Annotated in this window: 26 protein-coding genes; 7 read left to right on the forward strand and 19 right to left on the reverse strand. The window is 65.9% G+C overall.

The window, feature by feature from the left end; genetic code table 11:
- Positions 1-2: 2 nt before the first annotated feature.
- The 5 genes from ACFFJ6_RS15510 to ACFFJ6_RS15530 all read right to left on the reverse strand — a co-directional run bounded on the left by ACFFJ6_RS15510 (position 3) and on the right by ACFFJ6_RS15530 (position 5,338).
- On the reverse strand, positions 3-827 hold the full coding sequence (locus ACFFJ6_RS15510) for an outer membrane protein (protein WP_378389235.1): 825 nt from the start codon (positions 825-827) through the stop codon (positions 3-5).
- Positions 828-967: 140 nt separating this feature from the next.
- A complete protein-coding gene (locus ACFFJ6_RS15515; RefSeq protein ID WP_378389237.1) occupies positions 968-1,813 on the reverse strand; it encodes an outer membrane protein in 846 nt (281 codons plus the stop codon).
- Between the two features lie 312 nt (positions 1,814-2,125).
- Entirely contained in the window at positions 2,126-3,388 is a 1,263-nt protein-coding gene (locus ACFFJ6_RS15520; protein ID WP_378389239.1) for an MFS transporter, read from the reverse strand.
- Positions 3,389-3,554: 166 nt separating this feature from the next.
- A complete protein-coding gene (gene glmM / locus ACFFJ6_RS15525; protein WP_378389241.1) occupies positions 3,555-4,907 on the reverse strand; it encodes a phosphoglucosamine mutase in 1,353 nt (450 codons plus the stop codon).
- A 218-nt stretch (positions 4,908-5,125) separates the two neighbouring features.
- Positions 5,126-5,338: a hypothetical protein gene (locus ACFFJ6_RS15530; protein ID WP_378389734.1), complete on the reverse strand. Its 213-nt coding sequence runs from the start codon at positions 5,336-5,338 to the stop codon at positions 5,126-5,128.
- A gap of 158 nt (positions 5,339-5,496) precedes the next feature.
- Here ACFFJ6_RS15530 and ACFFJ6_RS15535 point away from each other — a divergent pair, with 158 nt between their 5' ends.
- From ACFFJ6_RS15535 to ACFFJ6_RS15545, 3 genes are all read left to right on the forward strand, one after another.
- Complete coding sequence (locus ACFFJ6_RS15535; RefSeq protein ID WP_378389243.1) at positions 5,497-6,636, forward strand: alpha-hydroxy acid oxidase; 1,140 nt, start codon at positions 5,497-5,499, stop codon at positions 6,634-6,636.
- A 154-nt stretch (positions 6,637-6,790) separates the two neighbouring features.
- Positions 6,791-7,606 (forward strand): enoyl-CoA hydratase/isomerase family protein, encoded by an 816-nt coding sequence (locus ACFFJ6_RS15540; protein WP_378389245.1) that lies wholly within the window; start codon positions 6,791-6,793, stop codon positions 7,604-7,606.
- Positions 7,607-7,634: 28 nt separating this feature from the next.
- Complete coding sequence (locus ACFFJ6_RS15545) at positions 7,635-8,264, forward strand: trimeric intracellular cation channel family protein (protein ID WP_378389247.1); 630 nt, start codon at positions 7,635-7,637, stop codon at positions 8,262-8,264.
- Between the two features lie 172 nt (positions 8,265-8,436).
- Here the strand turns inward: ACFFJ6_RS15545 and ACFFJ6_RS15550 are convergent, their stop codons facing one another.
- The 7 genes from ACFFJ6_RS15550 to ACFFJ6_RS15580 all read right to left on the reverse strand — a co-directional run bounded on the left by ACFFJ6_RS15550 (position 8,437) and on the right by ACFFJ6_RS15580 (position 15,182).
- On the reverse strand, positions 8,437-9,060 hold the full coding sequence (locus ACFFJ6_RS15550) for a hypothetical protein (RefSeq protein WP_378389249.1): 624 nt from the start codon (positions 9,058-9,060) through the stop codon (positions 8,437-8,439).
- 58 nt (positions 9,061-9,118) lie between these two features.
- Positions 9,119-9,964: a shikimate dehydrogenase gene (locus ACFFJ6_RS15555; protein WP_378389718.1), complete on the reverse strand. Its 846-nt coding sequence runs from the start codon at positions 9,962-9,964 to the stop codon at positions 9,119-9,121.
- Between the two features lie 8 nt (positions 9,965-9,972).
- On the reverse strand, positions 9,973-10,248 hold the full coding sequence (locus tag ACFFJ6_RS15560) for a helix-turn-helix domain-containing protein (protein ID WP_378389251.1): 276 nt from the start codon (positions 10,246-10,248) through the stop codon (positions 9,973-9,975).
- Positions 10,249-10,353: 105 nt separating this feature from the next.
- Positions 10,354-12,405 carry an elongation factor G gene (locus ACFFJ6_RS15565; RefSeq protein ID WP_378389253.1) on the reverse strand — a complete coding sequence of 684 codons (2,052 nt, stop codon included), beginning with the start codon at positions 12,403-12,405 and terminating at the stop codon, positions 10,354-10,356.
- Positions 12,406-12,589: 184 nt separating this feature from the next.
- On the reverse strand, positions 12,590-13,057 hold the full coding sequence (locus ACFFJ6_RS15570; protein WP_378389255.1) for a DUF992 domain-containing protein: 468 nt from the start codon (positions 13,055-13,057) through the stop codon (positions 12,590-12,592).
- Positions 13,058-13,314: 257 nt separating this feature from the next.
- The gene (locus ACFFJ6_RS15575; RefSeq protein WP_378389257.1) at positions 13,315-13,839 is read right to left on the reverse strand and encodes a DUF992 domain-containing protein; all 525 of its coding nucleotides are present in this window, start codon (positions 13,837-13,839) and stop codon (positions 13,315-13,317) included.
- 140 nt (positions 13,840-13,979) lie between these two features.
- A complete protein-coding gene (locus ACFFJ6_RS15580) occupies positions 13,980-15,182 on the reverse strand; it encodes a pyridoxal phosphate-dependent aminotransferase (protein WP_378389259.1) in 1,203 nt (400 codons plus the stop codon).
- Positions 15,183-15,379: 197 nt separating this feature from the next.
- Here ACFFJ6_RS15580 and ACFFJ6_RS15585 point away from each other — a divergent pair, with 197 nt between their 5' ends.
- Positions 15,380-16,630: a glycosyltransferase family 87 protein gene (locus tag ACFFJ6_RS15585; RefSeq protein ID WP_378389261.1), complete on the forward strand. Its 1,251-nt coding sequence runs from the start codon at positions 15,380-15,382 to the stop codon at positions 16,628-16,630.
- On the opposite strand, the gene ACFFJ6_RS15590 is transcribed toward ACFFJ6_RS15585, so the two are convergent.
- Complete coding sequence (locus ACFFJ6_RS15590; RefSeq protein ID WP_378389263.1) at positions 16,599-16,817, reverse strand: hypothetical protein; 219 nt, start codon at positions 16,815-16,817, stop codon at positions 16,599-16,601. The two genes, ACFFJ6_RS15585 and ACFFJ6_RS15590, sit on opposite strands and share 32 nt — an antisense overlap.
- On the opposite strand from ACFFJ6_RS15590, the gene ACFFJ6_RS15595 reads away from it, so the two are divergent.
- From ACFFJ6_RS15595 to ACFFJ6_RS15605, 3 genes are all read left to right on the forward strand, one after another.
- The gene (locus tag ACFFJ6_RS15595) at positions 16,810-17,463 is read left to right on the forward strand and encodes a glutathione S-transferase family protein (RefSeq protein WP_378389265.1); all 654 of its coding nucleotides are present in this window, start codon (positions 16,810-16,812) and stop codon (positions 17,461-17,463) included. The two genes, ACFFJ6_RS15590 and ACFFJ6_RS15595, sit on opposite strands and share 8 nt — an antisense overlap.
- Positions 17,464-17,595: 132 nt before the next feature.
- Positions 17,596-17,775, forward strand: a complete 180-nt coding sequence (locus ACFFJ6_RS15600) for an HtrA2 peptidase (RefSeq protein WP_254985435.1) — start codon at positions 17,596-17,598, stop codon at positions 17,773-17,775.
- An 84-nt stretch (positions 17,776-17,859) separates the two neighbouring features.
- Complete coding sequence (locus tag ACFFJ6_RS15605; RefSeq protein WP_378389268.1) at positions 17,860-19,035, forward strand: PQQ-dependent sugar dehydrogenase; 1,176 nt, start codon at positions 17,860-17,862, stop codon at positions 19,033-19,035.
- Between the two features lie 189 nt (positions 19,036-19,224).
- Here the strand turns inward: ACFFJ6_RS15605 and ACFFJ6_RS15610 are convergent, their stop codons facing one another.
- From ACFFJ6_RS15610 to ACFFJ6_RS15635, 6 genes are all read right to left on the reverse strand, one after another.
- The gene (locus ACFFJ6_RS15610) at positions 19,225-20,547 is read right to left on the reverse strand and encodes a TRAP transporter large permease (RefSeq protein ID WP_378389270.1); all 1,323 of its coding nucleotides are present in this window, start codon (positions 20,545-20,547) and stop codon (positions 19,225-19,227) included.
- Between the two features lie 12 nt (positions 20,548-20,559).
- Positions 20,560-21,102 carry a TRAP transporter small permease subunit gene (locus tag ACFFJ6_RS15615; protein WP_378389272.1) on the reverse strand — a complete coding sequence of 181 codons (543 nt, stop codon included), beginning with the start codon at positions 21,100-21,102 and terminating at the stop codon, positions 20,560-20,562.
- A gap of 138 nt (positions 21,103-21,240) precedes the next feature.
- On the reverse strand, positions 21,241-22,281 hold the full coding sequence (dctP, locus tag ACFFJ6_RS15620) for a TRAP transporter substrate-binding protein DctP (RefSeq protein WP_378389274.1): 1,041 nt from the start codon (positions 22,279-22,281) through the stop codon (positions 21,241-21,243).
- A 205-nt stretch (positions 22,282-22,486) separates the two neighbouring features.
- Positions 22,487-23,797: an FAD-dependent oxidoreductase gene (locus ACFFJ6_RS15625; protein ID WP_378389276.1), complete on the reverse strand. Its 1,311-nt coding sequence runs from the start codon at positions 23,795-23,797 to the stop codon at positions 22,487-22,489.
- Positions 23,794-24,099, reverse strand: coding sequence for a 4Fe-4S dicluster domain-containing protein (locus ACFFJ6_RS15630; RefSeq protein WP_378389278.1), 306 nt, complete (start codon positions 24,097-24,099; stop codon positions 23,794-23,796). Before ACFFJ6_RS15630 ends, ACFFJ6_RS15625 begins: the two co-directional genes overlap by 4 nt.
- A gap of 73 nt (positions 24,100-24,172) precedes the next feature.
- Positions 24,173-26,299, reverse strand: coding sequence for a molybdopterin-containing oxidoreductase family protein (locus ACFFJ6_RS15635; RefSeq protein WP_378389280.1), 2,127 nt, complete (start codon positions 26,297-26,299; stop codon positions 24,173-24,175).
- Positions 26,300-26,378: the final 79 nt, after the last annotated feature.

Consider the following 26,378-nt stretch of genomic DNA (forward strand, 5'->3'; position numbering starts at 1 on the left):
GCTCAGAATTTGTAGCCGATGCCGCCGCGCACGGTGGACACCGCCGTGTTGATCGGCGCGGCGAATTTCTGGTACTCCCACTCGGCGCGCAGGAACAGTCCGCGATACAGCATCATGTCCATGCCGAGACCGGCCGAATAGCCGTAGATGAAGTGATTGTTCTGCACCTGGCTGCCGGTCGAGTAGAACGGCACGTTGGTGAATCCCGGCGCCGCGCTGGCATTGACCTGCGTGCCGGAAACGGTCGCGGAGCGAATGATATCGGCCTGCCCCAGCGCGACCCCGCCGAAGGCGTACGGCAGGAAGCTTCCGAATGCCCAGCCGGCGCGGAGCCGGGCCGAACCCATGTCCTTCACGTTGATCGCGGCGTTGGCCTGATACAGAACGCTATTGGTGTAGCCGTTGGTCGTGCTGAAAAATCGGGACATCGAGCCGGTCTGGGCTCCACCGAAATTGCCGTGCAGATAGTTCGCCTCGATGCCGAGCACGACATCGTCCCACTGCGCGTTGTAACCGGCGAAGCCGCCCCAACCCTGGCCGTGCGACGAGGTCTTGCCGAGCACCGGCCAACTCGAAACACCGCCTTCGTTTTCGATCGAGGTGTTGACCAGCATGCGGGCCGTGATGTCGCTGGTCGCGTTGCTGAAGTCCATATCCGAGGTGCCGTAGGCGGCCTGACCGCCGACATAGAAACCCTGCCAGTTGACCACGCCGGGCGGCGTATCGACGACTGCACCGCGCAGCGCTCCGAACTCCGGCATGTCGGCCGCATGCGCGCCCTGCGCCGCCGCCGCCACCATCGCCGCTGCTACCAGAACTCCACGCATCGCAACGCTCCTCGACCAAACCGGTACGTCCAATCATCGCGTGTTAACCTTAATCAATCCTTGTCGAAGCACGCGCCGCGCAAAACAAAACGGCGCGGGAAGCTCCCGCGCCGTTAAGGTTGGTAAACGTTTGAGGCCGATCAGCCCTTGCGCATCAAGGGCGGCGGCGGCGCGTAGACCGGGCCAGAGTCGATGTTCCAGCGCACGCCGAGCTTCACGTCGTGCGAGGTGATATCCTTGAACTTGAAGGTGTTGTTCGTGGTGTTGCCCACGTAATCCGACAGCGCACCGGTGTAGCCGTCGCCGAGATTGAGGTAGCTGTAGGCCAGTTCGAGGGTCAGGTTCGGATTGACCTTGTAGGCAAGACCGGTGTGCAGCGCCCAGGCCAGATTCCACTTCGAGGCGGTCGGCGCGCTGGCGAAGCTGGTGGTCGAGAACGGCAGGTTGTTGATGCCGGTGTCGGTGAAGTTCGCCATCGTCACCCGGGCTGCGCCGACGCCGGCGCCGATGAACGGGGTGACGCACCACCAGGTGCCGAGATCGACATAGCCGTTGGCCATCACCAGCCATTCGGACTTGCTGGCCCCGTAATTGTCGATGCCGTTGTAGGGCGTGCCGAAGGACGTGCCGGTGAACCGGTCGGTGCCCTTGAAGTTGGAGTTGCCGCGATACTGGCCGACGAGGTCGGCGCGGAACCAGCTGTTGAACTGATAGCCGACGCCGAGACCGTAGATGCCGGCCGCATCGAACGAGGTCTGCTGATCGAACGAGGTGAGCTGCGAATAGGCCGAGTCGCGACCGTAGCGCAGATCCTTGACCTTCTGGTTGCTGAAGCCGATGTCGCCGCGCAGGTACCAGCCGCCGAAATCTTCGGCCGGCGGCGGCGCATAGGCCGGCGGCGGGGCAATCGGCATATCGGCCGCCATCGCGGTCGAGGCAATCAGCGAAGCCGCGCCGGCGGCCATCATCATCTTCACGCTACGCATTGGCTTCGTCCTTTGGTCCAATGATCAATTACGAAGGCCCCTTACCCGGAAACCTATGAGAACCAACGATGCCAGCAATTCCTTAAGCGCGACTTAACCCTAATTTTTAAGGTTGATATTTGGTGAGGAGACAATCCGGGGCTGCTAACAACCCGTGCGCCGATGCGCCGCTGCGGGGATGTTTGCTAACAAATCGTTGACGGCGGATCGCTCGGCTGGCCGGAACAACGCCAAAGCAAACGGCCCCGGTTCCATCACGGAACCGGGGCCGTTTTAGGTGTTCCGGCGGGAGCGCTCGTCCCCGCGCCTGCCCTAATGCGCGTGGCGCGGCATCTTCGGCAGCAGCACGGCGAGCAGGCCCAGGATCGGCAGGAACGAACAGACCTGGTACACGAAGTCGATGCCGTAATGATCCGCGACCTCGCCCAGCGCCGCGGCGCCGAGGCCGCCGATGCCGAAGGCGAAGCCGAAGAACACGCCCGAGATCATGCCGAAGCGATGCGGCATCAGCTCCTGGGCGAACACGATGATCGCCGGCGTCGCCGAAGCGAGAATGAAGCCGATGAACACGGTGAGTACCGCGCTGGCGTACAGCCCCGCATAGGGCAGCGCCAGCGTGAACGGCAGGATGCCGAGGATCGAGAACCAGATCACGTAGCGCCGGCCGAAGCGGTCGCCGAGCGGCCCGCCGAAGAACACCCCGGCCGCGGTGGCGGCGAGGAAGATGAACAGGAACATCTGCGCGGTCTGCGTCGAGACGTGGAATTTCTCGATCAAGTAGAACGTGTAGTAGCTCGACAGGCTCGACAGATAGAGCTGCTTGGAAAACAGCAGCGCCACCAGCACCACCAGCGCGACCATCACCCGGCGGCGCCCCGGCGCATGCGGATGCGGGCTCACCACCATCCTCTTCTTGCCGGCGACCTGCGGCTTGTACCACATGCCGATCCGCCACAGCACCAGGATGGCGACGAAGGCGATCGACGAGAACCAGGCGATCGACGGCTGGCCGAACGGCACCACGATCAGCGCCGCCAGCACCGGGCCGAGCGCCGTGCCGGCATTGCCGCCGACCTGAAACACCGATTGCGCCATGCCGTGCCGGCCGCCGGAGGCGAGCCGCGCGATCCGCGCCGACTCGGGATGAAACACCGCGGAGCCGAGGCCGATCATCGCCGCAGCGACCAGGATCACCGCGTAGGAATGCGCGACGCTGAGCAGCAGCAGCCCCAGGAAGGTCGAGCCCATGCCGATCGCCAGCGAGAACGGCTGCGCCTTCTTGTCGGTCATGTGCCCGACCACCGGCTGTAGCAGCGACGCGGTGAACTGGAACGCCAGCGTGATCATGCCGATCTGGCCGAAATCCAGCGCGTAGTTCGCCTTCAGGATCGGATACACCGACGGAATCAGCGACTGCATGGTGTCGTTGAGGAAATGCGAGAAGCTGATGCCGCCCAATACGATATAGGCCGGCCCCGTCGCCGACGGCGCCGCCGGCTTGCTGAGCTCGGGCAGCGGCGGCTCGGTGGCAGTGACCGGAGCGGCGATATCCGCGTCGACGACAGGCTTGTTCACGGCGTTTCCTGGAGATGGTGGCGGCCGCGGTCAATTCCGGCGGCACAAACGCAAGACGGCCGGCATCGGTGCCGGCCGTCAGCAAATTAGTCCGTATAGCCGCGTCTTGGTAGCGACAAATCGCGATGGCAGCGATGCACGCTGCGGTGCAACTACGCGTCGGCGCTCAGGCCGCCGCCGCGGCCGCGCTGCCGACCGCGTCGACAATGGTGTCGACGACGTCCTCGACCAGCTCGCGATCGTCGCCCTCGCCCATCACCCGGATCACCGGCTCGGTACCCGATGCCCGGATCAGCAGCCGGCCGTGGCCGTTGAGCCGCTTCTCGGCATCGCTGATCGTTGCCTGGACGCGCGCGTCATCGAGCGGACGACCGGCGTGGTAGCGCACGTTCTTGAGGATCTGCGGCAGCGGATCGAAACGGTGGCAGACCTCCGACACCGGCCGGCCCGACTTCTGCACCACCGCCAGCACCTGCAGCGCAGCTACGAAGCCGTCGCCGGTGGTGTTGTAATCGGACAGGATGATGTGGCCCGACGCCTCGCCGCCGACGTTGTAGCCGTCCTTCAGCATCGCCTCGAGCACGTAGCGGTCGCCCACCGCGGTGCGCACCAGTTCGATGCCCTCCGAGGCCAGGAAGCGCTCGAGGCCGAGATTCGACATCACGGTCGCGGCGATGCCGGGCTTGGCGAGCCGGCCGTCTTCCTTCCAGCTCTGCGCGATCACCGCCAGCAACTGATCGCCGTCGACCACATGGCCGCGCTCATCGACCATGATGACGCGGTCGGCGTCGCCGTCGAGCGCGATGCCGATATCGGCGCGCATCTCGCGAACCTTGCGGCACAGCGCCTCCGGCGAGGTCGAGCCGCATTCCTTGTTGATGTTGAAGCCGTCCGGCTCGACGCCCATCGCGATCACGTCGGCGCCGAGCTCCCACAGCGCCTCGGGCACCACCTTGTAGGCGGCGCCGTTGGCGCAATCGACCACGACGCGCAGCCCGTCGAGCGACAGGTCGCGCGGCAGCGTGCGCTTGGCGAATTCGATATAGCGGTCGCGGACGCCGTCGATGCGGCGGGCGCGGCCGAGGCCGGCGCTCTCCGACAGCTTCTTGTCGAGCGACTCGTCGAGCAGCTGTTCGATCTGCTTCTCGACGTCGTCGCTGAGCTTGAAGCCGAGCGGGCCGAACAGCTTGATGCCGTTGTCCTCGAACATGTTGTGCGACGCGGAAATCATCACGCCGAGATCGGCGCGCATCGACTTGGTCAGCATCGCGACGGCCGGCGTCGGCATCGGCCCGACCAGCATCACGTCCATGCCGACCGAGGTGAAGCCCGCCACCATGGCGTTCTCGATCATGTAGCCGGACAGCCGCGTATCCTTGCCGATCACCACGCGATGACGATGCTCGCCGCGCTGAAACACCAGCCCGGCCGCCTGCCCGACCTTCAAGGCCAGCTCCGGCGTGATCAGGCCATTGGCGCGGCCCCGGATCCCGTCCGTCCCGAAATATTTGCGGCTCATTCAAATCCCCCGCCCAAGCCACGGGTCGGCTGCTGCCGACCGGAATCCGGTCCGCGCCGCCCTGGCGAAACCCCGCTTATACGGCCATTCTGCGGGGGGAGCCTTCAAAAAATATAAAGAAAGATTACGCGCCGCGGCCGATGGCCACGGCGCAACCTGTTGAATTCACGGGTTTTTGCGGCAACGCGCGCCCGCTGGGCGCGGAACTGCGCTGTGGATCAGGACTTCCGCTTGCTGTCGCCGTCCGGCTTCGAGGGGGCCGGCTGGGTCACGCTGACCGGATCGGAGCCCGGAAAGGACTCTTCCAGCGCCTCGTTGAGCTCGTCGTCCCGCTCCTTCTTCTCGGCGGTGCTGTGCTTGATCGGGGTGTCGGCCGTGCTCTCGACGGTCGTCTTCTTCACGGTCTTTTCGATAGTCTTGGCGTCGGCCATGGTGTCGCTCCTGCTCCGTTGGATGTCTGCGGGGCAAACGCGTGGGAACCGGCGCTGTTCCAGCGACGGACCGGCGCAGCGTTCCCGGCCATGTTGCGCGCCGCTGCGGCGTGCTAGAGGACGCCACGCGCAGAAACGGACCAGGGGCGGCAACGTTCATGAAATACATCACCTGCATCGAGGACCTTCGCCAGATTCACAAGCGCAAGGTGCCGAAGATGTTCTTCGACTATGTCGACCACGGCTCCTACGCGGAAGAAACCCTCCGGGCCAATGTGGACGACCTCAAGCGGATCAAATTCCGCCAGCGCATCCTGGTCGACATCTCGAAGCGCGATCTGGCGACCACCATCCTGGGCGACACCTACGCGATGCCGCTGATCCTGGCGCCGGTCGGCTCCACCGGCATGCAGTACGGCGACGGCGAGATCCACGCCTGCCGCGCCGCGCAGGCCGCCGGCATTCCCTATACGCTGTCGACGATGTCGATCTGCTCGATCGAGGACGTCGCCGGCAATGTCGAGAAGCCGTTCTGGTTTCAGCTCTACGTCATGAAGGACCGCGGCTTCGTCAAGGCGCTGATCGAGCGCGCGATCGCGGCGAAGTGCAGCGCGCTGGTGCTCACCGTCGACCTGCAGGTGATCGGCCAGCGCCATCAGGACATCAAGAACGGCATGACCGTTCCGCCGGAGATTTTCCGGCCGAAGAACCTGATCGACATCGCCACCAAGCCCGGCTGGGTGAAGGGCATCCTCGGCGCCAAGCAGCGCAACTTCGGCAACATCGCCGGCCATTTGCCCGGCTCGAAGGATCTTGAATCGGTGTCGGCCTGGGTGGCGTCGCAGTTCGATGCGTCGCTGAACTGGAAGGACATCGACTGGATCCGCTCGATCTGGCCGGGCAAGCTGATCATCAAGGGCATCCTCGACGTCGAGGACGCGCGCGAGGCCGTCAAGGTCGGCGCCGAGGCGCTGGTGGTGTCGAACCATGGCGGCCGCCAGCTCGACGGCGCGCCGTCGTCGATCGAGGTGCTGCCGGAGATCGTCCACACCGTCGGCTCGCACATCGAAGTGATGTTCGACGGTGGCATCCGCTCCGGCCAGGACGTGATGCGCGCGCTGGCGCTCGGCGCCCGCAGCTGCATGATCGGCCGCGCCTATATCTATGGCCTCGGCGCCTTCGGCGGCCCGGGCGTCAGCAAGGCGATCGACATCATCGGCCGCGAGCTGTCGACCACCATGGGCCTGTGCGGCGTCAACGCCATCAACCAGATCGACGAGAAGGTGCTGGCGGAGTAAGCGGCCGGCAAACAACGCTCGCCATCCGTCATTGCGAGCGCAGCGAAGCAATCCAGCCCGGTGCACTGAGCTGGATTGCTTCGTCGCTTCGCTCCTCGCAATGACGGGGTGAGGCCGACTAACAACAACAAAAGCAACAATCAGGAGGAAACCGATGACCAACATGCAGACGAGCGCGCAGGCCGCTTCGAGCGAAGTGCTCTACGCAGTCGAAGACCACATCGCCACCATCACGCTGAACGCGCCGCAGCGGATGAATACGATCTCCGGGCCGATGCTCAACGAGCTGGCGGCGCTGCTGCTCAAGGCCAATCAGGATCCCGAGGTGCGCTGCGTGATCCTTACCGGCAACGGCCGCGCGTTCTGCGCCGGGCTCGACCTCACGAAGGAGCGCGGCGACGAAGGGCTCAGCGCGGCGTCGTCGCCGACCACGCTCGACCTGCGCAATACCCCGCCGACCGTGCTGCAGGGCATGGACAAGCCGACGATCTGCGCCGTCAATGGCGGTGCGGCCGGCTACGGCATGGACACCGCGCTCGGCTGCGACATCCGCATCATGGCGGAGTCGGCCAAGCTCGCCGCCGCCTTCGTCAAGCGCGGCGTGGTGCCGGAGTCGGGCGGCACCTGGTTTCTGCCGCGGATGATCGGCTGGGCCAAGGCGTCCGAGCTGATCTTCACCGGCCGCACGCTGTCGGCGCGCGAGAGCCTCGACTGGGGTCTCGCCAACGAGGTCGTGCCCGACGCCGAGCTGATGGGCCGCGCCCGCGCGGTGGCCAGGGAGATCGCCGCCAACGCGCCGCTCGCCGTGCAGGCCGCCAAGCGGATGATGCGGATCGGCCTCAACGAGACCTTCCCGGATCACGTCCATCATGTGTATTTACAGCTGCTGCCGCTGTTCAAGACGCAGGACATGAAGGAAGGCATCGCGGCCTTCATGGAAAAACGCGAGGCGAAGTTCGTCGGGCGCTAGCGCCCGGCGTCGTGACGGAAACGCCCCCATGTTCGAAACCGTCACGACGCTGCTCGACTGGCTCGGCATCGTGGTATTCGCCGTGACCGGCGCGCTGGTGGCGTCGCGCAAGCAGATGGACATCGTCGGCTTCGCGATGCTCGGCACCGCCACCGGCATCGGCGGCGGCACGCTGCGCGACGTGCTGCTCGGGCTGCCGGTGTTCTGGGTTCACGAACCCGCTTATCTGGCGACCTGCGTGGTGGTCGCCGGCGTCGCGTTCTTCACCGCGCACATTCCGCACTCGCGCTACAAAGCGCTGCTCTGGCTGGACGCGATCGGCCTCGCGCTGTTCGCGGTGACCGGCGCCGAGAAGGCCGTGCTCGCCGGCGCCAACGGCATCGTCGCGGTGGCGATGGGCGTCGTCACCGCGACGTTCGGCGGCATCATCCGCGATCTGCTCGGCGGCGAGATCCCGGTGATCCTGCGGCGCGAGATCTACGTCACGGCGGCGCTGATCGGCGCCGTGACCTTCGTCGTGCTCATGGCGTTCGGCGCCTCGCGTGAACTCAGCACCGCCGCCGGCTTCATCATCGCCCTGCTGGTACGCGCCGCGGCCCTGCAGCGCGGCTGGTCGCTGCCACGCTACCGGCCACGGCCAGGCCAGGGTGATAATTAGATAGCTTGATCGCCTGATTGAAGCGCGACGGCCCTCCCCGAGGCACCGCGTCCTCATCTGAGGAGCCCGGCGAAGCCGGGCGTCTCGAAGGATGAGGCAACGCCGTGTCGGTGGCGCACGGTTCGAGACGGCGCTTCGCGCCTCCCCACCATGAGGCCCTGCCTGTCGCAGCTCACATCGGCGGCGTGATGCCATCGCGGCCCACCGCGATGCGGCTGGTCTGGAACGAACCGTCGGGCAGCGTCTTGCCGAACGCGATGATCTTGGCGCCCTGCTTGAGGTCCGACTTGTCGGCCGGCACGTAGGTGACGACCTTGGTCTTCGTCGTCACGGTGATGACCTTCTCGCCGCCTTTGTACTTCACCGTCACGGTGCTGCCGTCATTGCTGGCGACCGACTGATCGACGGTGGCGTTGGTCATCGTGCTGTTGGGGCCAAGGTCCCAGGCGCGCGAGCCCTCGCCGGTGCCGCGCATCGATTCCGGGAAGATGTGAATTTCGACGGCATTGTGCGTGCCGTTCGGTCCCGGAACGGTGGTGGCGCCGATGAACGAGCCGGGCTTGACGTCGGACAGCGCGACCGGCGCGATGCCGGCGACCTTCGCGTCGGGCGCGAGCTGCAGCTTGACGTCCTGACCGCTGCGCGACTTCACCGAGAGGCTGTCGCCGTCGACACGCTCGATCTCGCCGCGCACCTTGGTGGGCGTCGGCGATTGCTGGGCCAAAGCAGTGGAAACGGACAGTCCGAGAACGGTTGCAGCGATCAGCGGACGGGTGACAGAAAGACGAAACGACATCGACGAGTTCTCCAGCAAGCCCCGTGATGCAAATGCTGTCGATCGCCGGTTATTCCAGTCACGTATGCGCGAGCAGATCGGCCTCGACCAATTCGCGCAGCTCGGCGGTGACGTGCGGCCGCGCGCCGAACCACAGCTCGAAGCCGCGCACCGCCTGATGCAGCAACATGCCGAGCCCGTCCGCGGTGCGCAGGCCGCGGCCGCGCGCCTCGGCGAGCAGTTCGGTCTGCAGCGGCACATAGACCAGATCGGCCACGACCGCGTCGGCCGGCAGCGGTTCGAGATCGAGGTCGAGCGAGGGCTGGCCCTTCATGCCGAGCGAGGTGGTGTTGACCAGCAGGCCGGCTCCCGGGAGGGCCGCGACCGCTTCGGTCCAGGCGATCGGCACCACGCGATCGCCGAACAGATCGGCCAGCGCCTGCGCCCGCTCGATCGACCGGTTGGCGAGCGCGATGCGCTTGATGCCGCGCTCCAGCAGACCGAACAGCACGGCCCGCGACGAGCCGCCGGCGCCGAGCACCAGCGCCTGCCCGGCGCGGTCCCAGCCGGGCGCGCTGGCGTCGAGATTGGCAATGAAGCCTTCGACGTCGGTGTTGGTCGAACGCAGCACGTCGCCATCGTAGTACAGCGTATTGGCGGCGCCGACCGCGCGGGCGCGCTCGTCCGGCTGCGTCAGCTGCAGCGCGCGCTCCTTGTGCGGGATGGTGACGTTGGCGCCGCTGTAGCCGTGGGTGCGCAGGTTCAGCACGAATTCGGCAAAGCCCTCCGGCGGCACCGACTCGATCGAATAGCCGCCCGGAATGCCGAGCGTGCGCAGCCAGTAATGATGGATCAGCGGCGAGCGCGAATGCGCGGCCGGCCAGCCGATCAGGCAGGCGGCGGTGTGGCCCTCGCCGGGATGCACGGGCGCGCTCACGCCTCGTCCCTCGCCGGTTGCGGCGTCGCCTGGCGAAGCCGCACGCCGCGGCCACCGTCCTCGCTGCGGGCGTGCTCGCCGATCAGCTCGACGCCGGCGCGATTGAGGGCATCGACCACCCGGGTCAGCGACTCGACGATGCCGCGGACGTTGCCGCCGCTCGCTTCCATCCGCTGGATGGTCGGCACCGACACGCCAGCGAGCTTCGCCAGCTCGCGCTGGTCGATCCCGAGCAGCGCCCGCGCCGCACGCATTTGAGCCGAAGTGATCAAGCGAGCCTTCCAATTCCGGTCCGCCTATCGGCTACAGCAAATATGAAACGGCTTCAATGATGCTTGGGACATCATTGAAGCCGTTTCGTCTCATCCTCAGAGGGATCAGGCCGCGACCTGGCGATGCGCGGCGATGATCTGGTCGGCAGTGCGTCCGGAAACCTCGGCCATGTGGTCGAAGCTGCGGGTGAAGCTGCCGGCGCCCGCGGTGGCCGAGCGCAGCTCGACGATCAGGTCGCCGATCTCCGCCTCAGGCATGGTGGCGCGCACCACGTCCCAGCCCGGCCAGCCCTCGCGGGTGTCGAAGCCAAGGATCTGACCACGCCGCCCGGACAGGATGGCGTTGACCTTGGCGGTCGCGTCGGTCGGGCAGACGATCTCGACCGTATGGATCGGCTCGAGCAGCACCGGCTGGCACTGCGGCAACGCCTCGGTGACGCCGATCCGCGCCGCGGTGCGGAACGCCTGATCGGACGAGTCGACGCTGTGATACGAGCCGTCGGTCAGCGTCACGTGGACGTCGACCACCGGGAAGCCGAGCGGCCCCATCCGCAGCCCGTCGGCCGCGCCTTCCTCGACCGCGCCGATGTAGTTGCGCGGCACTGCGCCGCCCACCACCGTCTCGGCGAAGACGAAGCCGTCACCACGCGGCAGCGGCTTGATGTCGAGCACGACGTCGCCGAACTGGCCGTGGCCGCCCGACTGCTTCTTGTGCCGGCCGCGCTGGGTGACCGCTTTGCGGATGGTCTCGCGATAGCCGATCGCCGGCGGATGCGACTTGACGCTGACGCCGTAGCGCTCCTTCAGCCGCTCCAGCGCGACGCGCAGATGCATCTCGCCCTGGCCCCACAGCACGATGTCGTGGGTCTGCGGATCGTGGATCACGGTCAGCGAGGGGTCTTCCTCGAAGAGTCGCTGCAGCGACTGGCCGAGCTTGACGTCGTCCTTGCGGTCGGCGGCGGCGAGCGCCATCGCCAGCACGGGTGGCGCCGCGGCGATCTCGACCAGAGCCGCTGGCGCGGCCTTGCCGTTGCCGAAGGTGTCGCCGGTCTTGATCGTATCGAGCTTGCCGAGCGCGACGACATCGCCGGCCGCAGCGGAGGACCGCTTGCTGTCGTGTCCGCCGTTGACCGCCTGAATGCCCGAGACCCGCGCCGACTCTCCGGCGGACGACAGCACGGTGTCGCCGTCGTTGAGCGTGCCGGCAAACACGCGGGCGAGCGACAGCTTGCCGCCGTGCTGCAGGTGATTGGTCTTGAAGACGTAACCGATCGCCTCCTTGGCCGACGTCACGCCGAGCCGCGCCGCGGTTTCGGCAATGTCGGGCGCTTCGTGGCGCAGCGCCTTGAGCAAACGCATCACGCCGTTCTCGCGGAGTGCGGAGCCGAGCAGCACCGGGCAGATCAGACCTTCGCGGAGCTCGCGCGCGAGATCGTCGAACACCGCGTCGCGCGGCGGCGGGATGTCTTCGAGCAGTTGCTCCATCAGCGAGTCGTCGTGATCGGCGAGCTTCTCCAGCATCGAGAAACGCGCTTCCTTCTCGCGACCGAGATCGCCGCCTTCGAGCGCGATCACTTCGGAGGGCTTGTGCTCGCGATAGACGAAGGCGCGCTCCAGCGCGAGGTCGACATAGCCGGCGATCAGTTCGCCATTCCAGATCGGGATCTGGCGCAGCACCAGCGGAATCCGCGACGCCGGCTGCAGGCTGTCGAGGACTTCGCGAATGCGCTTGTTGGCGCGATCGATCTTGTTGAGGAACAAAAAGCGCGGAATGCCGAGATCCTCGAGTTCGCGCAGGATCAGCTGCAACTGCGGCAGTTTGCGCTCGTCGGCTTCGCACACCACGATCGCCGCATCGACCGCAGGCAGCGCGGCGCGCATGTCGTGGGCGAATTCGATGGAGCCGGGACAATCGAGGAAGGTGTAGGTCTCACCCATGAACTGGGTGGTCACCGCCGTGAGGCCGAGCCCCATCTTGTGATGGCGCGCCTCGGGGCTGGAATCGCCCACTGAGGTACCAGCGTCGACCGAACCGGCGCGCGGCACCGCGCCCGTGCGGGCGAGGATCGCTTCAAGTAGTGTGGTTTTTCCGCTTTGGAATGGGCCCACCAGTGCGATGCACCGGGGACCACGGGGACTTCTGACGTCTTGTCCCATCGCCGCCTCCTTCTTCTGGAGCTCGGCCCGTGATTGGGTCGGCAAGACAGGATGCTTCCGCAACACACGACGCTTGGCAAGCGCGAAAAATTACGATGCCTCTATGACCGTCTTGAGCAGGATCAAGGACAACAAGAAATGATCGCTGCGGCGCAAATCCGCTGCGCCGCAGCGAGACGATTAGTTAGCGCCCCGGGCGCAGCTCGAGTTCCTGCAGGCCGACCGCGACGTTGACGCCGGTCTGGCCCTGCAGGCTGAGCGGCTGCAGCGCGATCGAATTCGACGAGCCGCCGACCAGCACATTGGCGCCGGCGCCGACGCCGATTGCAGCCGAACCCTGCGCGCCCGCGTAGTTACCCGAAAGGTCGCCCGGGCCGAAGCGCTCGACCGGCGCGAACACCGCCCAGGCCAGCGCGGTCTGCTCGGTCAGGCCGATGTCGAGGCCGACCTTGCGGATGGTGGCGACATAGGGCGTGTCGGGGCGGCCGTTGACGCGCAGCACGCAACCGAGATTGGTCACCGAGCCGACGATGAAGCCCATGCTGGCGCCACCGCGGCACTCCAGAACGCCGACCTGCACACGGCTCTGGGCATGGGCGGCGCTGGCGATCAGGGTGGCGGCGGCACCGAGCAGAAGCGATAAGCGGCGCATTTGGATTTTCTCCCGTTCGACGTGATGCAGATAGTTTGCGGATAGTTTGCGGATAGTTGTCAGATATTCGAGCCCCGACGGATGCCGCGGATCGTCGCGATCCGGCAATGCGCCCGCTGCGTGCGAAGCGGTTCGCATCTAGTCACAGCGACAACGAATCTTCAATGACAGTTCCCGATTCGCCAAAACGCGCCACGCCAGAACAAAAAAGGGCCCGCGCGAGGCGGGCCCTTCGTCACAACGTTGTCGTGTGGCGATCAGCGATGATGACGATGATGATGCCGCTTGTGCTTGCGATACTTGCGGGGCATCTCGACCGCGCGGAGCTGCACGTCGACGATACCGGCAGTGGCGTTGAGGCCGGTCTGGCCCTGCAGGCTGAGCGGCTGCAGCGCATACGCATTGCCCGAGCCACCGATCAGCAGGTTGCCGCCGAAGCCGACGCCGAACGACGCGTTGGCGCCAACGCCGCCGAAGCTGCCGGCGAGGTCACCGCGACCGATCTGACGGGTCGGCGCGTAAACGGCCCAGGCGAGGCCGGTGTTCTGGGTGAAGCCGAGGTCGACACCGATGCGCTGCACGGTGGCAACGTAGGGCTCCGGACGACGGCCGTCGGTCTTGAACACGCATTCGAGCTGGGTGGTCGAGCCAACGACGTAGCCGACGTTCGGGCCGCCGGCGCATTCGATCACGCCGACCTGCACCCGCTCCTGCGCGCTTGCGCTGGCGACGGTTGCAACGAGCGCAACGGCAGCAACACCGAACAGTCTTGAGATGGACATTGAACAGAACTCCGCATTTCGGGGATAAATTGTACGGCGGCGACAAGAAGGAACTGTCTTGTCCAAAACAAGGCAGCTCCGCGACACCAGAATAAATCCAGTGGATCTTGCCGATTTTTAATGAACGCCCGGTTGAGCGATCAGCGCAGATTTCCGCAGAAGCGCTGGATGCGCTTGCAGGCGTCTTCGAGGTCCGACGTTTTGGTGGCGTAGGAGATGCGGAAGGCCGGGCCGAGACCGAATGCCGACCCCTGCACGACGGCAACGCCCTCGGACTCGAGCAGCTCGGTGACGAAGTCCTCGTCGGTCGCGATCACCTTGCCGGACGGTGCGGTCTTGCCGATCGTGCCGGCGCAGGACGGATACACGTAGAACGCGCCTTCCGGCCGAGGACAATCGATTCCGCTCGCCTGGTTCAGCATCGACACCACGAGGTCGCGGCGCTCCTTGAACACCTTGTTGTGAGCCGCGATGAAGTCCTGCGGACCGTTGAGCGCTTCGACCGCCGCCCATTGGGCGATCGACGACGGGTTGGAGGTCGACTGCGACTGGATCGTCGACATCGCCTTGATCAGCGACGCCGGGCCGCCCGCATAGCCGATGCGCCAGCCGGTCATGCAATACGACTTCGACACGCCATTCACCGTCAGCGTGCGATCGAACAGCTTCGGTTCGATCTGCGCCGGCGTGGTGAACTTGAAGTCGTCATAGACGAGGTGTTCGTACATGTCGTCGGTCATCACCCAGACATGCGGATGCTTGACCAGCACGTCGGTCAGCGCCTTCAGCTCGTCGTGCGAATAGGCGGCGCCGGTCGGGTTCGACGGCGAGTTGAGGATGATCCACTTGGTCTTCGGCGTGATCGCCGCTTCCAGCGCAGCGGCCTGCAGCTTGAAGCCGTGCTCGGCGGTGCAGACAACCGGCACGCTCTCGCCGCCGGCGAGCGCCACCATCTCCGGATAGCTGACCCAATACGGCGCCGGGATGATCACCTCATCGCCCGGGTTGATGGTCGCCATCAGCGCGTTGTACAGCACCTGCTTGCCGCCGGTGCCGACGATGATCTGGTTCGGCTTGTAGGTCAGGCCGTTCTCGCGCTGAAACTTGTCGATGATCGCCTGCTTCAGCTCGGGAATGCCATCGACCGCGGTGTACTTGGTCTTGCCGGCCTCGATGGCGTGGATCGCCGCCAGCTTGATGTTGGCCGGCGTGTCGAAATCCGGTTCGCCCGAGCCCAGCCCGATGACGTTGCGGCCCGCCGCTTTCAGCTCACGTGCCTTGTCCGTGACCGCGATGGTCGCGGACGGCTTCACACGATCAAGCGAGGCGGACAGGAACGACATCGTTATCTCCTTGCAGCCGTCATGAGCCGGCGGAGGGCGCGACTCTTCAAGTTCTGACGGGGAATGCTCATACACTAGGCGGGGGCACGCTGCATCGCAAGAAGCTTGGTGCGGCAATGGGCAAAGCGCGAGCGGTTCAGGAAGCCTTAAAAGCCCGCCGTTAAGGTCCTGCCCGCCCCCTCCCTGCGCGAGCGCAAATGTCTCGATTCTGGCAGCAATTTGCCACCGGCGAGTGGCTGACCCGCGAGCGGGTGCGGATCTACAGCCTGCTGATGGGTGGCATCTGCGTGGCCGCGATGGTTGGCTGGGTTGCGCTGTCCGATGGGCTGATCGATCGCAACGGCAAGCCGATCGGCACCGATTTTTCCAGTTTCTATGCGGCCGGCTCGCTGGCGCTCGAGGGCCGAGCCGGCGAGGTCTACAGCCCCGCGGCCCATTATGCCCGCGAGCAGCAACTGTTCGGTCCGGACACCCCCTACTACAGCTGGCTGTATCCGCCGTTCTTCCTGCTGGTCGCGACGCCGCTGGCGCTGCTGCCCTACTGGCTCGCTCTGGCGGTCTGGCAGGCCGCCGGCTTCGCGCTCTACCTCACGGTGATCGGCGCGATCCTGCGGCGCGCCCGCGCCAGAGAGGCGATCGCATCGCTATGGCTGCCGGTCGCGGCGGCCTTCCCCGCCGTGTTCATCAATCTCGGCCATGGCCAGAACGGATTTCTCACGGCCGGTCTGCTCGGGGCGGCGCTCTGCCTCCTGCGCCCGCAACCGATCCTGTCCGGCATCCTGTTCGCCCTGCTGGCCTACAAGCCGCAATTCGCGCTGGTCATCCCGCTGGCGCTACTTGCGGCCGGGCGATGGCGGACCATCGCATCTGCCACCCTCACCGTCGCGGCGCTGGTGGCGGCCGCGACCCTCGCCTTCGGCCCGGATATCTGGGCGGGCTTCGCGGCCTCGACCGAGATGTCCCGCAAGCTGCTGCTCGAACAGGGCGACGTCGGCTTCGAGAAATTGCAGAGCGCCTTCGCGGCCGTCCGGATGTGGGGCGGCGGCATCGCGCTCGCCTACGGCGTCCAGGGCGCCCTCTCGGCAGCAGTGATCGGGGGCACGGTGTGGGCCTGGCGCGTGCCATGCGACGACGCCGTCAGGAGCGCCCTGCTGGTGCTCGCCACGCTGCTCGCCTCCCCGCACACGCTCGACTACGACCTGATGCTGCTCGGCCCGGCGATCGCCTTCATGGTCCGCGCGGGCATCTCCGGCGGTTTTCGCCGCTATGAGATTTCGCTGATGGCCGCAGCCTGGCTCACGCCGCTGCTGGCGCGCAGCATCGCCGGCACGACAGCCATCCCGCTGGGTCTTTCGGTCTCGATCGCGCTGTACGGCCTGGTGCTGGTCCGGGCGCTTCGTCATCGCGAGAATGCGATCAGCGGCTCCGGCCGCGTCGCACAAGCGTGACCGGCGCGACGGCCCCTTGCGCAATGGCATCGCAGGCGCGTGCGATGCAGCACGCTTCGACTTTTTCCAGCGCGGGGGCCTTGCGACCCGACGCCATCGGCATCATTGTTTGACCGCTTTCCATAGCGACAAGCGCCGACGTCCGGCGCGGCGACGGCAAACGATCGACGGCGATGTAGATGTACAAGCTCTATTCGATGCAGCGATCCGGCAACAGCTACAAGGCCCGCCTGGCCTTGGCGTTTCTCGACGCGCCGTATCGTTGCATCGAGGTCGACATCCTGCGCGGCGAGAGCCGCACGCCCGACTTCCTCGCCAAGAATCCGAGCGGCCAGGTGCCGTTGCTGGAAGTCGCGCAGGGCCGCTATCTCGCCGAGTCCAACGCCATCCTCTGGTATCTGGCCGTCGGCACGTCGCTGGCGCCCGACACTCGGATGGACCGCGCCGAAGCGCTGCAATGGATGTTCTTCGAACAGCATGCGCTCGAGCCAAATATCGGCTCCGCGTACTTCTGGCTGTGCCTCGTCAAGGGCGGACGCGACCTGCAGACCCACGCGCTGGAGGACTGGCTGGAGCGCGGCTATGCGGCGCTGCAGGTGATGGAAAATCACCTCAAGACCCATGATTACTTCGCAGCGGGACAACTCACGATCGCCGACATCGCGCTGTACGGCTACACGCACGTGGCGGACCAGTGCGACTTCGATCTGTCGACCTTCCCGTCGGTCAACGCCTGGCTGCGGCGGGTCGAACAGACGCCGGGCTTCGTGACGATGGACTGGACGCCCGACCCGACGCCCCACAACCACGCGGATTTCGCCGCCGAGGCCTAGCGAAATCCGCCATTTGCAGGCGTTTTCGCCGCGATTTCGACACGATTACGCTCCTGACGCCCTATAAATGCCTGGGATTGCAGGGAGATTCCGCTTGCGCGGCGATTCGCCGACGCTTGCGAGGATTTGGTCATGACTCGGTCGCCCGGCCCGGAAGCCGGATTCGTCCCGCGTTCCAAGCCGTTTGGCTCACTCCGGCTGATGCGCGCCGTCGCCGCATCGCTGGCGGTGGCCGTCGTCCTGCTCAGCGTGATCCTGCTGCTGGCCGTCGCCTCGACACAGTCGAGCATGGCGATGCCGTTTGCAAACTGAACTCCGAACTCGATCGACTGCGCCGCCGCTCCGCTGCGGCGGCACCGGGCTGCATCCGCTGTTCTATCGCGTGGAGGCCATTCGATGAAGGCACTGCTGGTCTGGGTCTCCGGTTCGCTGACCGCGGCCACGGTGATCATCGCCTCGTTCCTGATCGCCACCAAAAGCAGCGGCGAGCCGACGTCGTTCAGCTCCTCCGCCGGCCCGCTGGCGGTGAAGACCTTCGCCGAGAACCTCGCCTATCCGTGGGGATTGGCGTTTCTGCCGGAAGGCCGCGTGCTGGTCACGGAACGGCCCGGACGGTTGCGGGTCGTGTCGTCGCAGGGCGCGCTGTCGCCTCCGGTGACAGGTGTCCCTGAGGTCTGGACGACAGGCCAAGGCGGCCTGCTCGATGTCGCGACCGACAAAGAGTATTCCACTAACCGCACAATCTACGTCTGCTATTCCGAACGCGCCAATGAAGGCGGACGCAGCGGGGGCCGCACAGCGGTCGCGCGCGCGGCGCTGACCGACGGCGACGCACCGGCGCTCAGTGCGGTCAATGTGATCTTCCGCCAGGACGGACCGCTGTCGAGCGGCAATCACTACGGCTGCCGGATCGCGCAAGGCACGGACGGCCATTTGTTCGTCACGCTCGGCGAGCACTTCAGCAGCCGCGACGAAGCGCAGAACCTCGGCAATCATCTCGGCAAGATCGTCCGGATCGCGCCGGACGGCAGCGCGCCGAAGGACAATCCGTTCGTCGGCCGCGACGGCGCCAAGCCGGAGATCTGGAGCTGGGGCCATCGCAATCCGCAGGCCCTCGCCTTCAACCCGGCCGACGGCAAGCTGTGGGAGATCGAGCATGGTCCGCGCGGCGGCGACGAGGTCAACATCATCGCGCCCGGCAAGAACTATGGCTGGCCCGTGATCGGCTACGGCATCGACTATTCGGGCGCCAAGATCCACGAGGCGACCGCGAAGCCCGGCATGGAGCAGCCGGTCAAGTATTGGGTGCCGTCGATCGCGCCATCCGGCATGGCGTTCTACACCGGCAAGCTGTTTCCGAAGTGGAATGGCAGCCTGTTCGTCGGCGCGCTCGCCGGCAAGATGCTGGTGCGGCTGACGCTGTCCGGCGACAAGGTCACCAGCGAGGAACGGCTGCTGCAGCCGCTCAACGAGCGCATCCGCGACGTCCGCCCGGGCCCCGACGGCGCGCTATGGCTGCTCACCGACAACGCCGCCGGCCGTATCCTGCGCGTCACGCCGGCGAGCCAATAGTGCCCGGGACAAATGCTCGGTCTGTCGCGTAGCGACAAACCTCACCCCGTCATGCTCGGGCTTGTCGCGGGCATCCACGTCTTGCAGCGGCGATACGTCGGAAGGCGTGGATGGCCGGGCCTTCGCCGCGCCGAAGCGGCTTCGGCCGCGCAGGCGGGACAAGCCCGGCCCTGACGAGAAGCAGGCCGATCAGCGCGGCATCCCGAAGAACAGATTCGGGAAGAACAGCGCGATCTGCGGCACCATGATCACGATCAGCACGCCCAGGAACGTCACCAGCGCGTAGGGAATGACCGACCAATAGATGTCGCCCATGCTGACCTCAGGCGGCGCCACCGCCTTCAGATAGAACAGGTTGAAGCCGAACGGCGGCGTCATGTAGCCGATCTCCATCATCATGATGAAGACCACGCCGAACCAGACCGGGTCCCAGCCATAGAGCTGCACCACCGGCATGAACACCGGCAGCGTGATCAGCATGATGCCGACCGGATCGAGTACCATGCCGAGCAGCAGCAGCACCGCCAGGATGAAGACCAGCGCCCCCCATTCGCCGCCGGGCACCTGCGACACCAGATGGTTCATCAGTTCGTTGGCACCGAGCGTCGTGTAGGCGGTCGAGAAGGCGTGGGCGGCGAACAGGATCCACATGATCAGCGCGGTCAGCCGCAGCGTCTGCATCGCCGAATCCGACAGCACCGCGTATGACAGCTTGCGATGCACCGCGGAGGCGATCAGCGCGCCGAACACGCCCAGCGCCGCGGCCTCGGTCGGTGTCGCGAAGCCGCCGAAGATCGAGCCGAGCACCAGCAGCACGATCAGGATCGGCAGCGCCACCGCCTTCAGCGTGCTCAGCTTCAGCCGCCAGTCGCCGCGCTCTTCCGGCGGCAGCGCCGGCGCGAGCGACGGCTGCAGCCAGGCGCGCACGATGATGTAGACCGTCACCAGCACGACGAGCAGGATGCCGGGGCCGATGCCCGAGGCGAACAGCCGGCCGACCGAGACTTCGGTCAGCATCGCGTACAGCACCATCAGGATCGACGGCGGCACCAGCACGCCCCAGCCGCCGCCGGCATTGATCGCGCCGATCGCCAGCCGCTTGTCGTAGCCGCGCTCCAGCATCCGCGGCAGCGCGATCGCACCCATCGTCACCACCGCGGCGCCGCTGATGCCGCTCATCGCCGCGAAGATGGCGCAGATCATCACCGTGCCGATCGCCAGCCCGCCGCGCATCGCGCCGAACCAGACGTGCATCATCCGGTAGAGATTTTGCGCGACGCCCGACTTCTCCAGCAGCATCGCCATGTAGACGTACATCGGGATGGCGATCAGCGTGAAGTTGGTCATCGAGTCCCAGAATTTGGACGCGACGATGTAGAAGCCGACAGGCCCCATGGCGAAATAGAGGAAGATCACCGAGATGCCGCCGAGCGTGAACACCAGCGGCGTGCCGATGAACAGGAACACCAGCAGCGAACCGAAGAACAGGAAGGTCAGAAGCTCGACAGACACGAGATCGCCCGATCAGTGAGAGGAAGCGTCGCCGGCCTGCTTGCCGAACACGGCGGGATCGTTGTCGTGGCCGGCCAGCGTGCGAATGTCCGAGGCGATCCGCACCAGTCCCTGCAACAGCAGCAGCACGCCGGCGATCGGGATCGCCAGCTTCACCGGCCAGATATACGGATCCCAGATACTCGACGAGGTCTCGAGCTTGGCGGTCGACTCCCATGCCATGTCGGCGCTCTGCCAGATCAACACGCCAAGGAACATGAAGAACAGGAACGAGGTGGCGAGATCGACCCTCGCCTTCTGCACGCGGCTGAACTTGCCGTAGAAGATGTCGACATTGACATGCGCCCGCTCCGCCAGCAGATAGCCGCCGGCAACGACCGCGTAGACGCCGAAGATCAGCTGGGCGAATTCGGAGGTCCAGATCGCCGCGCTGCCGACCACATAGCGCATGATCACGTCGGTCATCAGCAGCACGAAGATCGGCACGATCAGCCATGCGGCGATCCGGGCGACCAAATAGTTGATCCGCGTGATGGCTGCGGCGACCTTCAACATGCGAGAACTTTCATGGCTGGGCACATGCGGTCGGGCCGCAGGTCATCGACGGTCCGCGCGCGACTTGGAAAGGTCGGGCTTGCCTGCGGCAGCCGCAGCAATTGGCTGGACCATCGACCCGATCCGGACTGGCGGCACTCAGGCGTAGCCGAGATCCGACATCAGCTTGGACAGCGCGGCACCACCCTTGCCAGCGAGTTCGCCCTTCGCCGTCTCCTTCTGCAGAATCGTCTTCGACGCCTCGGCGAATTTCGCCAGCACATCGTCAGGAAACTGCACGACTTCGACGTTCATCTTCGCCCGGCCGGTAGCGAGCGCCATCGCTTCCTGATGCTGATACTCGACCGAGCGCAGGAAGTAGCGCTCCTCGATCAGCGACAACAGCTGCAGCTTGAGATCCGGCGGCAGCTTGTCGAGCGCCGCGACGTTGATGATCCAGGCATCGTTGGTGATGCCGAGCGCCGGCTTCATGTGGAACGGCGCGACTTCCCAGAACTTCATCGACAGCGCGCCGACCGCCGCACCCCAATGCGCGCCGTCGACCACGCCGGTCGAAATCGCCTGATAGATCTCCGGCCCCGCGACTTGCTGCGGCGACGCGCCGGCGGCGGCGAAGTATTCCAGCATCGCGCCGGTGGAACGAATTTTCAGTGAGCCGAGTTCGGCCGCAGAGCTGATCTTGCGCTTCAGCACGACTTCGGTCGGGTAGGCCTTCTCGGCGAATATCATCACGCCTTTTGGCCGCAGTTCGTCATTGACCAGCTTTTCGGCACCAAGGTTCTTGGTGAAATGCATCATTTCCCACGGTTCGCGCAGTGTGCCGGGCACGCCGTAGAGCAGCCCCATCGCCTGCGCCTCGCCGAGAATGTAGGCTGGAGAGATCGTGCCCATCTGCACGACGCCGCGGCGCACGACGTTGTAGATCTCGCGGTCCTTGGCGATCTCGCCGGCGCCGAACGTCTCCAGTGTGAAGCGGCCGTCGGTCCGCGCGGCGAGTTCCTTGGCGAGTGCACCGAGGCTATCGTTGAACGAGCCCGACGCCTTCGGCCAGTGCGCCTGGACTTTCCAGTTCACCTTCTGCTGCGCCAGTGCAGGACCGATCAGTGCCGGAGCCGCGGCTGCGGCGAGTGCGCCTTTCAGAATGCTGCGGCGGTTTGTCTTGCTGATCGAGCCTGGCACGCGCTTCTCCCCTGGCGGATTGTTTCGACGAATTGACCATGGCGTAAACGCGCCAGTCAACGCATCGACACCGCTCGGGAGAAGCGATGATGTCGCACTTGTTAGCTTGTTAGTTCGCCAGCGAACACGCAGTTGCGAAGATGAATTTGGTGAGCGCCGAGTGACGCGACAAATCAGCGCTCCCGATCGAGCGGCAGGAACCTTGCTATGCCTCGACAGACGCGTCCAGCGCGGCGAGCATCTCCGAGACGCTGACGAATTTCTCGCGCGGGCGTCCATCAATGGCGCCTCGCCGTTTCTCGGCGACATCGATCGCCGTCCAGTCCTGATAGCTCACGAGGCGCGGGACGCGCGCTCGCAGCTTCGTCAGCAGCGAGTCGGCACGCTTGCCATCGCGCGGCGCGCCGGTCGCGAGATCGGCGAGCACCGCTTCCGCAGTCGCCATTCCGCAAGCGCGATTAGTCCCGATCGTGCCGCTCGGCCCGCGCTTGCTCCAGCCGCAGACGTAGAGCCCGCGAACCACCTCGCCGCCGTTGACGATGCGGCCGCCGATATTGGCGTGCACGCCGCGCTCGGCGTCGTAAGGCACGCCCGGCAGCACCGCCGTGCGGCGGCCGATGCTGCTGAAAACGGCGCCGCACGCGACCTCCTCGGCCGCGCCGGCGTGACGCGCAAAGCGGATCGCCGCGACGCGCTCTTCCCCTTGAATTTTGGTCGGTGACAAGCCGAAGCGGAAGACGCAGCGCCGCGGCTTCGACGGCACTTGCTGCGCGAAAGTACGCAGCAGTGTCAGCTTCTCGTCGCGTTCCGGATCGTCGCTCGTCTCGGGCAGCAAGGCGAGATCCTGCGGATGGACCCAGGCATCGCATTGGGCGAGGCTGAGAAAATCGCGCAGCTCCTTGGCGCCGAACTTCGCCTGCGCCGGCCCGCTGCGCCCGACCACATGAACTTCGCGCACGCGGCTCTCGGCCAAGACCTCGAGCGCGTGTGTGGCGATGTCGGTGCGCCTTAATTCGTCGGCGGTCTTCGACAGGATGCGCGCGACATCGAGCGCGACATTGCCGTGGCCGATGACGGTGGCGACCTCGTGCCCCAGATCGAAGCTGCAATCGCGATAGTCCGGATGGCCGTTGTACCAGGCCACGAATGCGCCGGCCGAATGACATCCCGGCAGCGTTTCTCCCGGAATGCCGAGCGGCCGGCTGAGATCGGCGCCCGTCGCCAGCACGACGGCGTCGTAGGCCGCGCGCAGTTCGTCGATCGTCACGTCCTTGCCGACCGCGACGCCGCCGAAGAAACGAAAGCCGGGCAGCGCCGCGATCTTGTCGAACGTCAGGCTGACCAGCTTGAGCTTCGGGTGATCGGGCGCAACGCCGAACCGCACCAGCCCATAGGGCACGGGCAGTTGCTCGAATATATCGACGGCGATCGGCACACCGGACCGCAGCAGCGCTTCGGCGGCGTAGAACCCGCTCGGCCCGCTGCCGACGACGGCGACGTGAAACGGGAAAGTCATCGACCCAGCGCGAGCTTGCGCTCGTCGGCGCCGGGCAGCGGCGGCAGGCGTGCAGTAATCACCGGCGTCTCAGCGACACGCTTGCGATTGATCGCGATCCAGAATTTCTTGTCGGCCGCCAGCCGATAATCCGGCTCGATCGCGCCGACCGGACAGGCCGGCACGCAGCCGCCGCAATCGATGCAGTTCTCGGGATCGATGTAAGTCATGGTGCCGTCGAGATGGAAGCACTCGACCGGGCACACCGTCACGCATTCGGTGTAGCGGCAGCCCTTGCAGTTATCAGTCACGACGTGAGTCATCGTCGGCGTTCCGTGGTGAGACGAGGAGACGGCCGGCGCCGCGCAGCGCCGGCCTTGTGATGTGCGATGCCGGTTACACCCGCCCCACCTGCACCAGCACGTCCGAGAACGTCGGCGCGCGGCCAAGATCGGCGAAGGCCGGCGGCGTCAGCGCGTGCACGGTGGCGCCCTTGCGGTTGGAGCGCTGCCAGTAGCCGGACGGCGCCACCACCACGCCGGCCATCACGTCGGCCGACACCGTCGCATAGGCCTCGAACGAGCCGCGATCGTTGAACACGCGGATCGGCGCGCCGGCCTCGATGCCGCGATGCGCGGCGTCGTCGGGATTGAGGATCACGGCCTGCTCCTCGCCGGCCTGCGCGGTCTGCGCCGGCAGGTTGCCGTAGTTGGAGTTGAGGAAGGCGTGGCTCTTCGGCGAGATCAGGCTGAGCGGATAGCGCTCCGCCAGGTGCGGCGCGGTGCGGGCGCTTTCGTTGGGCGAGATGTAGTGCGGCAACGGATCGATCGGCGAGCCGTCCTGATCGCCGCCATAGCCCTGCCGGAACAGGGGCGCGACGAAATTGCCGCCCTCCGCGATGGTCGACTTGAACTCGATCTTGCCGGTGGCGGTCGGGAAATTGCCGTCGCGATGCGGCGCCCAGTCGGCCGGCGCCGGCATGTTGAGCCGCGAATAGCCCTTGGCCTTGACGTCGTCCAGCGTGATGCCTTGCAGCACCGGGTTGGTCCAGTCCAACGCGGCTTCGATCATCTCGTCGTCGGTGCGGAAGAAGCTCGGGTCGGTGATGCCCATCGCCTTGGCGAGGCGGCGGAACAGCTCGGTGTTCGGCACCGCTTCGCCGAGCGGCTCGATCGCCTGATTGTTGTAGGACAGATACAGATGCCCCCAGGAGAACATGATGTCCTTCTGCTCGAGCTGGGTCGTCGCGGGTAGCACGATGTCGGCGTACTTCGCGGTGTCGGTGATGAAATGTTCGCTGACCACGGTGAACAGATCCTCGCGTTCGAGCCCCTTCTCGATCTTGTCCTGCTCGGTCACCATCGCCATCGGATTGGCGTTGTAGACGAACAGCGCCTTGATCGGCGGATCGAAGCCGAGTTCGCCGGTCAGGGCCGCGCCAAGCCGCCACGAGTTCAGCACGCGCATCTTTTCCGGCGCCAGCTCGGGGCGCATCAGCACTTCCCATTTCACCGGGAAGGCCCAGATTGGCAGTTGCAACAGACCGCCGCCGACGTGCTTCCAGGCGCCGATCAGTCCGGGCAGACAGGCGATGGCGCGCACGGTCTGGCCGCCGCCGGCGTGCCGCTCGACCGCAACGCCGATCCGCACCACAGCGGGCGGCGTCGTGGCGTATTCGCGCGCGAGCTTCAGGATGTCCTCGACCGGAATGCCGGTTTCCTGCGCGGCGAATTCCGGCGTGTAGGTCGCGACGCGCTCGACCAGTTCGTCGTAACCGACCGTGTGCTTGTCGATGTAGTCGCGGTCGACCAGGTCTTCCTTGATGATCACGTGCATCATCGCCAGCGCCAGGGCCGCATCGGTGCCGGGCCGGATCTGAATATGCCAATCAGCCAGCCGCGCCGTGCGCGTCCTGACCGGATCGATCACCACCAGCTTGGCGCCGTTCTTCTTGGCCTGCTCGATGAACGGCCAGTGATGCGAGTTGGTGCTGAGCGTGTTGCAGGCCCAGAGAATGATGTACTTCGAGTGCACGAAGCTTTCCGGATCGACGCCCGGCGTGTGGCCGATCGTCAGCAGATAGGCGGTGCACGAGCCGGAATCGCAGAAGGTGCGTTCGAGCACGGTGGCGCCGAGCTTGTTGAACAGCGGGTCGCCAACGTTGAGCCCGTTGATCACGCCCTGGGTGCCGAGATAGCTGTAGGGCAGGATCGCCTGCGCGCCGTGCTCGGCGATGATCGTCTTCCAGCGCGACGCGATGGTGTCGATCGCCTCGTCCCAGCTGATGCGCTGAAACTGCTTGGTGCCCTTTGGCCCGACGCGCTTCATCGGATACAGCACGCGCTTGTCGCTGTAGACGCGCTCCTCGTAGTTGTTGACCTTCACGCAGAGCCGGCCGCGCGTGAACGGGTGATCGGGATTGCCGCGCACCGCGATCGCCTTGCCGTCCTCGACGGTGGTCAGGATCGAGCAGGTGTCGGGACAATCGTGGGGGCAGGCGCCTACGACGGTGGTCCGGGCCATGTGTCTCCTCCATGTGCACGTTCAAAACATGCGCAAGGATGCGGCACCCGGGGCGACGTGGCTTTTCCAAACCTGCTTG

The organism is Rhodopseudomonas telluris (genome assembly GCF_042432815.1).
Lineage (GTDB): Bacteria > Pseudomonadota > Alphaproteobacteria > Rhizobiales > Xanthobacteraceae > Rhodopseudomonas > Rhodopseudomonas telluris.

Bases quoted from the DNA above. Each gene is read 5' to 3' on its own strand.
- ACFFJ6_RS15510 (WP_378389235.1), bottom strand. From the start codon at position 827: ATGCGTGGAGTTCTGGTAGCAGCGGCGATGGTGGCGGCGGCGGCGCAG.
- ACFFJ6_RS15515 (WP_378389237.1), bottom strand. From the start codon at position 1,813: ATGCGTAGCGTGAAGATGATGATGGCCGCCGGCGCGGCTTCGCTGATT.
- glmM (WP_378389241.1), bottom strand. From the start codon at position 4,907: ATGAGCCGCAAATATTTCGGGACGGACGGGATCCGGGGCCGCGCCAAT.
- ACFFJ6_RS15530 (WP_378389734.1), bottom strand. From the start codon at position 5,338: ATGGCCGACGCCAAGACTATCGAAAAGACCGTGAAGAAGACGACCGTC.
- ACFFJ6_RS15535 (WP_378389243.1), top strand. From the start codon at position 5,497: ATGAAATACATCACCTGCATCGAGGACCTTCGCCAGATTCACAAGCGC.
- ACFFJ6_RS15540 (WP_378389245.1), top strand. From the start codon at position 6,791: ATGACCAACATGCAGACGAGCGCGCAGGCCGCTTCGAGCGAAGTGCTC.
- ACFFJ6_RS15545 (WP_378389247.1), top strand. From the start codon at position 7,635: ATGTTCGAAACCGTCACGACGCTGCTCGACTGGCTCGGCATCGTGGTA.
- ACFFJ6_RS15550 (WP_378389249.1), bottom strand. From the start codon at position 9,060: ATGTCGTTTCGTCTTTCTGTCACCCGTCCGCTGATCGCTGCAACCGTT.
- ACFFJ6_RS15565 (WP_378389253.1), bottom strand. From the start codon at position 12,405: ATGGGACAAGACGTCAGAAGTCCCCGTGGTCCCCGGTGCATCGCACTG.
- ACFFJ6_RS15570 (WP_378389255.1), bottom strand. From the start codon at position 13,057: ATGCGCCGCTTATCGCTTCTGCTCGGTGCCGCCGCCACCCTGATCGCC.
- ACFFJ6_RS15575 (WP_378389257.1), bottom strand. From the start codon at position 13,839: ATGTCCATCTCAAGACTGTTCGGTGTTGCTGCCGTTGCGCTCGTTGCA.
- ACFFJ6_RS15580 (WP_378389259.1), bottom strand. From the start codon at position 15,182: ATGTCGTTCCTGTCCGCCTCGCTTGATCGTGTGAAGCCGTCCGCGACC.
- ACFFJ6_RS15585 (WP_378389261.1), top strand. From the start codon at position 15,380: ATGTCTCGATTCTGGCAGCAATTTGCCACCGGCGAGTGGCTGACCCGC.
- ACFFJ6_RS15595 (WP_378389265.1), top strand. From the start codon at position 16,810: ATGTACAAGCTCTATTCGATGCAGCGATCCGGCAACAGCTACAAGGCC.
- ACFFJ6_RS15600 (WP_254985435.1), top strand. From the start codon at position 17,596: ATGACTCGGTCGCCCGGCCCGGAAGCCGGATTCGTCCCGCGTTCCAAG.
- ACFFJ6_RS15605 (WP_378389268.1), top strand. From the start codon at position 17,860: ATGAAGGCACTGCTGGTCTGGGTCTCCGGTTCGCTGACCGCGGCCACG.
- ACFFJ6_RS15615 (WP_378389272.1), bottom strand. From the start codon at position 21,102: ATGTTGAAGGTCGCCGCAGCCATCACGCGGATCAACTATTTGGTCGCC.
- ACFFJ6_RS15625 (WP_378389276.1), bottom strand. From the start codon at position 23,797: ATGACTTTCCCGTTTCACGTCGCCGTCGTCGGCAGCGGGCCGAGCGGG.
- ACFFJ6_RS15630 (WP_378389278.1), bottom strand. From the start codon at position 24,099: ATGACTCACGTCGTGACTGATAACTGCAAGGGCTGCCGCTACACCGAA.
- ACFFJ6_RS15635 (WP_378389280.1), bottom strand. From the start codon at position 26,299: ATGGCCCGGACCACCGTCGTAGGCGCCTGCCCCCACGATTGTCCCGAC.